Annotated in this window: 2 protein-coding genes; both read right to left on the reverse strand. The window is 25.2% G+C overall.

Features of this window, described 5'->3' with window-relative positions; all coding sequences use genetic code 11:
- Positions 1-206 precede the first annotated feature (206 nt).
- Entirely contained in the window at positions 207-1646 is a 1440-nt protein-coding gene (locus IDG63_RS14165) for a bifunctional aminoglycoside N-acetyltransferase AAC(6')-Ie/aminoglycoside O-phosphotransferase APH(2'')-Ia (RefSeq protein ID WP_001028144.1), read from the reverse strand.
- Complete coding sequence (locus IDG63_RS14170) at positions 1647-2051, reverse strand: GNAT family N-acetyltransferase (protein ID WP_000134308.1); 405 nt, start codon at positions 2049-2051, stop codon at positions 1647-1649.
- Positions 2052-2172: the final 121 nt, after the last annotated feature.

Here is a 2172-nt window from a genome sequence, read left to right on the forward strand (position 1 = left end):
TAATTGGAGCCGTTCTTATGGACCTACATGATGAATGGATTTATTCTTCAAGAAAATACATCAATTTTGATAAGTAGAAATGGTAAAAACATTGTATAGCATTTTACACAGGAGTCTGGACTTGACTCACTTCCTTTATTATTTTTCATTTTTTTAAACTATTTAATACTAATGTCTTTTATAATAGCTTTTCATATATTATATAATCAATCTTTATAAGTCCTTTTATAAATTTCTTTTCTACCATTTTCGATAAATTCCTGTTTAATATTTTTAATTCCATAAACAATAGTTTCAATAGGATAATATTCTTCAACTATATCTTGATATTCTTTTGCTTTCTCAATATCTATATTTCCATACATTCTTAATATATCTTCTCCAAAATTTGTTCCTATTTCTTCTTCACTATCTTCAAGTAAGTATATAAAATCACAATATTCATCTATAATTCCAGAATCTCCAAAATCAATTATTCCAGTTAATCTATTATTGCCATCTAACAATAGATGATTACAACTAAAATCATTATGGCATAAACACTTTTTACCCTCAAAAACTGTTGTTGCATTTAGTCTTTCCATAAAACTTTCTATATAATCTTTTTCTATATCAGTTAAATCATTATAAATAGTTTCACGCAACAATATATACTCTTCTAATACATTTTGTTTATTATCAATAGTACATTCACTAATATCTGTATAATCTAAACCGTGCATTTGTCTTAAAAAACTGGCAATATCTCGTTTTAACAAATTTTGTTCTTCTTCTGACATAGTAGAATAAATTTCTGGTGTTAAAAAAGTTCCTTTAATTTCTTTATAACCTAGTATAGATAATTCATCACTAATATACGAATATTCAATATTAGGAATTTTTACATTAGTTTCTAAATTTGTATTTAAAAAATTATATATTGCTTTTTCTTTTGCATAACCTTTTTTCTTATTAGTACTAAATTTTGTTTTAAAAATGTATTCATTATTAACTAAATATGCCACACTATCATAACCACTACCGATTATTTCAATACTATCTACTTTGAAATTATCAAAGTAATGCTCAATTAAATATTTCATTGCCTTAACATTTGTGGCATTATCATCATATCTATATTCCATTAAATAACAATCTTCTTTTTTGCCCTCGTGTAATTCATGTTCTGGCAAATCTTCAATAATTCTAAAACCAGATTTTTGGTATGCCCTTATTGCTCTTGGATTATTTTTATGAGGGTCTAAAATAACTGCATTAGCATTTCTTTCTTTTTTCAAAAATTCAAAAATCAATTTAATATATCTTGTACCAATTCCTTTACTCCAATAATTTGGCTCTCCTATAAATTGATCCATACCATAGACTATCTCATCAGTTTTTGGATAATGATAATCAGTATATAACTCATCATACATTTTATATATTTGTCCATATCCAATAGGAACATTGTTATATTCAATAATTACTCTAAAAACTTCATCTTCCCAAGGCTCTGTATAATGTTTTTTTAATGATTCTAATGTATATTTTTTATCTCTACCACCATAAAATTCTAATACTCTTTCATCAGTTAACCATTTTAACATCAAAGGAAAATCATCATCTATTAAAGTTCTTATACATATTTCATTTTCAACTATATTCATTTATTTATCACCTTTTTCATAATCATATACATATACTATTTCATCTTTATAATCATTTTTACCACCTAATTTTTCATATACATGGCAAGCTCTAGGATTACCTTTATCAGTTATTAAAAACATTTCAGAACAACCAATCTCTTTAGAATATTCCTTAATAAAAGATAATAATTTTGAACCATAACCTTTGTCTTGATAGTTAGGTAACATTCCTATTGAGTGTAAATAAAACATTGTTTTTCCATCAGGTCTTAAAAGTGTATAGCAATATGCAAATCCTATAATTTTATTATTTTCTTTAGCTATAAACCCAAATGAACTGGTATCATTAAGAAATCCTTTTAAATTATCAATATCAAAAACCATATTATCATCAATTAAAACTTCTTCCATAAACTCAGTCAAGTCCAGACTCCTGTGTAAAATGCTATACAATGTTTTTACCATTTCTACTTATCAAAATTGATGTATTTTCTTGAAGAATAAATCCATTCATCATGTAGGTCCATAAGAACGGCTCCAATTA

Origin of the sequence: Staphylococcus sp. EG-SA-14, from assembly GCF_017151935.1 — a bacterium.
In the GTDB taxonomy this organism is placed as follows: Bacteria; Bacillota; Bacilli; order Staphylococcales; family Staphylococcaceae; genus Staphylococcus; species Staphylococcus aureus.

Excerpts from the sequence above, each read along its gene's own strand:
- IDG63_RS14165 (WP_001028144.1), bottom strand. The coding sequence starts at position 1,646 with ATGAATATAGTTGAAAATGAAATATGTATAAGAACTTTAATAGATGAT.